Origin of the sequence: Flavihumibacter petaseus NBRC 106054, from assembly GCF_000974785.1 — a bacterium.
Classification (GTDB): domain Bacteria; phylum Bacteroidota; class Bacteroidia; order Chitinophagales; family Chitinophagaceae; genus Flavihumibacter; species Flavihumibacter petaseus.
Genome location: NZ_BBWV01000015.1, coordinates 1 through 5,920, shown reverse-complemented (window position 1 = coordinate 5,920; position 5,920 = coordinate 1). Strand labels below are relative to the sequence as shown.

Below are 5,920 nucleotides of genomic sequence, written 5' to 3'. Positions count from 1 at the left end.
AGCGTAGCACATTCTCCTGCTGCCGGGGTGAAGGTGTAAGTTGTTGTTCCGATCACACTGGTATTGATCGCAGCTGGTGACCAGGTACCATTGATTCCGTTGTTGGATGTAGCTGGCAGCGCCGGTGCAACACTATTCTGACAAATTGCTCCGATCGCATCGAAAGCAGGTGTTACTGCAGGAGTTACGGTGATGTCGATGGTTACCGGGGCAGCACACTGGCCGGCATCTGGTGTAAAGGTGTAAGATCCGGATGTGGTGTTGCTCACAGTAGCAGGAGCCCAGGTGCCGGTGATGCCGTTGAGTGAGGAGACTGGCAGTATTGGAGAAGTTGTACTGGCACAGAACGCTGGTATAGCAGTGAAGGTTGGTGTGATCTGGTCGGCGATGGTTACATCGATACTCACCGGCGTAGCACATTCTCCTGCAGCCGGGGTGAAGGTGTAGGTTGACGTTCCGATTGTACTGGTGTTGATCACAGCTGGTGACCAGGTGCCATTGATACCGTTTAGTGAAGTGGCTGGCAGAGCAGGTGCTGTGCTGTTCAGGCAGAGTGCTGCGATCGGATCGAAAGTTGGGGTAACGGCTGGTGTTACCGTGATATCGATGGTTACAGGTTCGGCACACTGGCCGGCATCCGGAATAAAGGAATAGGTTCCGGATGTTGTATTACTGATGATGGCAGGAATCCAGGTACCGGTGATACCATTGAGTGAACCAACCGGCAATACCGGTGCAGTTGTACCGGCACAGAAGGCTGGTATTGCAGCAAAGGTTGGAGTAATAGCCGGTGTTACGGTAATGTCTATGCTAACCGGAGCAGCACACTGGCCGGCGTCAGGGGTAAAGGTGTAAGTACCAGAAGCAGAATTGCTTACCACTGCTGGCGACCATGTACCGGTTATGCCATTCAGTGAGGCCGCTGGCAGCACTGGTGCAGTAGCTCCCGCACAGAAGGCAGCAATCGGATCAAAGGTTGGTGCGATCTGATCAGTGATGGTGATGTCGATGGTTGTTGGCACACCACAACCAGTAGCCTCCGGCGTGAAGGTATATGTTGTGGTACCGATCACACTGGTGTTGACTATAGTCGGGCTCCAGGTACCACTGATGCTGTTGTTAGATGTTCCGGGAAGCGCAGGCGCCGGACTATTTAAACAGAGTGGTCCGATAGCATTGAATATCGGTGTCACGCTGGTGGCGATGGTGACATCGATACTAACAGGTGTCGCACATTCGCCTGCTGCCGGCGTGAAGGTGTAGGTTGTGGTACCAATCACACTGGTGTTGATCGCAGCTGGTGACCAGGTACCATTAATACCATTAGTTGAAGTGGACGGCAATGCCGGTGCCGCACTGTTCTGGCAAAGTGCTCCGATTGCATCGAAAGCAGGTGCTACTGCCGGTGTTACGGTGATATCGATGCTAACTGGCGCAGCACACTGACCGGCGTCCGGTATGAAGGTGTAAGATCCGGATGTGGTATTGTTCACGAAAGCGGGTACCCATGTTCCAGTTATTCCGTTCAGGGAAGCAATTGGTAATACAGGAGCAATGCTGCCTGCACAGAATGCTGGTATAGCAGTGAATGTTGGCGTGAGCTGGTCTGTTATGGTTACATCGATGGTAACAGGTGTTGCGCACTCTCCTGCTGCCGGAGTGAAAGTGTAAGTAGCCGTTCCGATCACACTGGTATTGATCACGGCTGGGCTCCAGGTGCCGCCGACACCGTTGAGTGAAGCGGCTGGCAGCGCGGGTGCAGCGCTGTTCAGACAGAGCGCAGCAATCGGATCGAACGTCGGGGCAACGGCAGGTGATACGGTAATGTCAATGCTCACCGGTGCAGCGCATTGACCAGCATCCGGAGTAAAGGTATAGGTGCCGGATGTTGTATTATTCACTAGCGCCGGTGACCATGTACCGGTAATGCCGTTGAGTGAAGCTGCTGGCAGCACTGGCGCAGCAGAGCCTTCACAGAATGTTGGTATTGCTGCAAAAGTTGGAGTGACGGCCGGTGTTACATTAATGTCGATGTTTACCGGTACCGCACACTGTCCGGCGTCAGGGGTAAAAGTATAGGTGCCGGATGTTGTATTATTCACTAGAGCCGGTGACCATGTACCAGTAATGCCGTTGAGTGAAGCCACAGGCAGCACTGGTGCTGTTGCTCCCGCACAGAATGCAGCAATCGGATCAAAGGCAGGTGTGATCTGATCAGTGATAGTGATGTCGATGGTTGTTGGTACACCACAACCGGCAGCATCCGGCGTGAAGGTATAAGTTGTGGTGCCGATCACATTGGTGGCCACTATAGCCGGACTCCAGGTACCATTGATGCCGTTGTTGGATGTTGCCGGCAGCGTTGGTGCAGGGCTGTTCAGACAAAGTGGTCCGATCGCATTGAAAACCGGCGTTACACTGGTAGCAATGGTCACATCAATGCTGACTGGCGTCGCACACTCTCCTGCTGCCGGAGTGAAAGTGTAGGTAGTAGTTCCGATCACACTGGTATTGATCACAGCTGGTGACCAGGTACCATTGATTCCGTTGTTGGATGTAGCTGGCAGCGCCGGCGCCACACTATTCTGACAAAGTGCTCCTACCGCATCGAAGGCAGGTGTTACTGCAGGAGTTACGGTGATGTCGATGGTTACCGGGGCAGCACACTGGCCGGCATCTGGTGTAAAGGTGTAAGATCCGGTTGTGGTGTTGCTCACAGTAGCAGGAGCCCAAGTTCCTGTTATTCCGTTCAGAGAAGCAGTTGGTAAAACAGGAGCTACACCGCCTGCACAAAATGCCGGGATTGCGGTAAAGGTCGGGGTGATCTGGTCGGTGATGGTGACATCGATGCTGATCGGAGCTGCACACGATCCTGCTGCCGGTGTGAAAGTGTAAGTAGTATTTCCGGTCACACTGGTATTGATCACGGCAGGGCTCCATGTACCATTGATTCCATTGAGAGAAATAACTGGCAGAGCGGGTGCTGTACCGTTCAGGCAGAGTGCAGCGATCGGGTCAAATGTTGGTGTAATAACTGGTGTTACCGTGATATCGATAGTTATGGGCTCAGCACACTGGCCTGCATCCGGAATGAAGGAATAGGTTCCGGATATAGTATTGCTGACGATGGCAGGGATCCAGGTACCGGTGATACCATTGAGTGAACTAACCGGCAATACCGGTGCAGTTGTACCGGCACAGAAGGTTGGTATTGCTGCAAAGGTTGGTGTTACGGTCGGTGTTACGGTAATGTCAATGCTTACCGGAGCCGCACACTGTCCGGCATCAGGGGTAAAGGTATAAGTACCAGAAGCGGTATTGTTTACCACTGCTGGTGACCATGTACCGGTAATGCCGTTGAGTGAAGCCGCTGGCAGCACTGGCGCAGTAGCTCCCGTACAGAATGCAGCAATCGGATCGAATGTTGGTGTGATCTGATCAGCGATGGTGATGTCGATGGTTGTTGGCACACCACAACCAGCAGCATCCGGCGTGAAGGTGTATGTGGTTGTACCGATAGTATTGGTGACCACTATAGCCGGACTCCAGGTTCCGTTAATGCCGTTGTTGGATGTTCCGGGAAGCACAGGAGCCGGACTATTCAAACATAATGGTCCGATGGCATTGAATACCGGTGTTACACTGGTAGATATGGTTACATCGATGCTAACCGGCGTTGCGCACTCTCCTGCTGCCGGGGTGAAGTTGTAAGTAGTGGTTCCGATCACACTGGTATTGATCACGGCTGGTGACCAGGTACCATTGATGCCGTTGGTTGACGTAGAGGGTAATCCAGGCGCCGCACTGTTCTGGCAAAGTGCTCCGATTGCATCGAAAGCAGGTGCTACTGCCGGTGTTACGGTGATGTCAATGCTAACTGGCGCAGCACACTGGCCGGCATCTGGTAGGAAGGTGTAAGATCCGGACGTGGTATTGTTTACGACAGCCGGCACCCATGAACCAGTGATGCCATTGATCGAAGTAGCAGGTAACAATGGAGCCGGAGTGCCCGCACAGAATGCTGGTATAGCAGTGAAGGTCGGTGTGATCTGGTCAGTGATGGTGACATCGATGCTAACCGGGGCCGCGCACGCTCCTGCTGCCGGAGTAAAGGTATAGGTCGAAGTACCAATCACACTGGTGTTGATCACGGCTGGTAACCAGGTTCCATTGATACCGTTGAGTGAAGTAGCTGGCAGTGCGGGAGCAGTGCTGTTCAGGCAGAGCGCAGCAATCGGATCGAATGTTGGGGCAACGGCAGGTGTTACGGTAATGTCGATGCTTACCGGTACCGCGCATTGCCCTGCGTCAGGGGTAAAGATATAGGTGCCGGAAGTGGTGTTATTCACTACAGCTGGCGACCAGGTACCGGTAATGCCGTTCAGTGAAGCCGCTGGCAGCAATGGCGCAGTAACTCCCGCACAGAATGCTGCAATCGGATCAAATATTGGTGTGACTTGATCAGTGATGGTAATATCGATGGTTGTCGGCACACCACAACCAGTTGCATCCGGCGTAAAGGTATAGGTTGTCGTGCCGATCACGCTGGTGTTCACAGTAGCCGGGTTCCATGTGCCATTGATGCTGTTGTTGGATGTTCCGGGAAGCACCGGCGCCGGGCTATTCAAACACAATGGCCCAATGGCATTGAATATCGGAGTAACACTGGTGGAGATGGTAACATCGATACTGACCGGAGCCGCACACTCTCCTGCTGCCGGGGTAAAGGTATAAGTGGTTGTGCCGATTGTTGCTGTATTGATTACCGCCGGGCTCCAGCTGCCATTTACACCATTGAGTGAAGTTGACGACAAGGCAGGTGCTGTTGCATTCTGGCATATCGCACCGATCGGATCAAATGTTGGTGTGATGAGGTCGCTGATCGTGATGTCGATTGTTGTTGTTACACCGCAACTTGCTGCATCCGGTGTGAAGGTGTAGGTTGTTGTGCCAACAGTAGCAGTGTTGATAGTAGCCGGACTCCAGGTGCCATTGATGCCGTTGTTGGAGCTGCCTGTTAGCGTTGGCGCTACACTGTTCAAACACAGTGGGCCAATAGCAGTGAACACTGGTGTTACACTGGAAGAGATGGCGATGCCGATGCTGACCGGAGCTGCACACTCTCCTGCTGCCGGGGTGAAGGTGTAGGTCGACGTTCCGATTACACTGGTGTTGATCACGGCTGGAGACCATGTACCGTTGATGCCATTGAGTGAAATAGATGGTAAGGCAGGTGCAACAGCATTCTGACAGATCGCACCGATTGGATCAAAAGTTGGTGTAACGAGGTCAGTGATCGTGATGTCGATTGTTGTTGGCACACCGCAGCTTGCTGCGTCAGGTGTGAAGGTGTAGGTTGTTGTGCCAACAGTAGCAGTGCTGATGGTAGCCGGGCTCCAGGTGCCATTGATGCCGTTGTTGGAGCTGCCTGGTAGCGTCGGCGCTGGGCTATTCAGACACAGTGGACCAATGGCAGTGAACACCGGTGTTACACTGGAAGAAATGGTGATGTCGATGCTAACCGGTGCCGCGCACTCTCCTGCTGCCGGGGTAAAGGTATAAGTAGAGGTTCCAATAGTAGCAGTATTGATCACCGCTGGACTCCAGCTACCGTTTACCCCGTTGAGTGAAGTAGCCGGCAAGGCAGGTGCTACTCCGTTTTGACAAATCGCACCGATCGGATCAAAAGTTGGTGTAACGAGGTCCGTGATCGTGATGTCGATAGTCGTAGGAACACCGCAGCTTGCGGCGTCCGGAGTAAAGGTGTATGTAGTGGTGCCGATCACACTGGTGTTCACTGCAGCCGGGCTCCAGGTACCGTTGATGCCGTTATTGGAGCTCGCAGGAAGTGTTGGCGCGGGACTGTTTAAACACAGGGGACCAATGGCATTGAATACCGGTGTTACACTGGAAGAGATAG

Annotated in this window: 1 protein-coding gene; it reads right to left on the bottom strand. The window is 53.2% G+C overall.

Going from position 1 to position 5,920, the window contains the following annotated elements:
* Positions 1 to 5,920: beta strand repeat-containing protein (locus tag FPE01S_RS26060; protein WP_052956161.1), on the bottom strand; the 5,920-nt coding region annotated here is incomplete at both ends.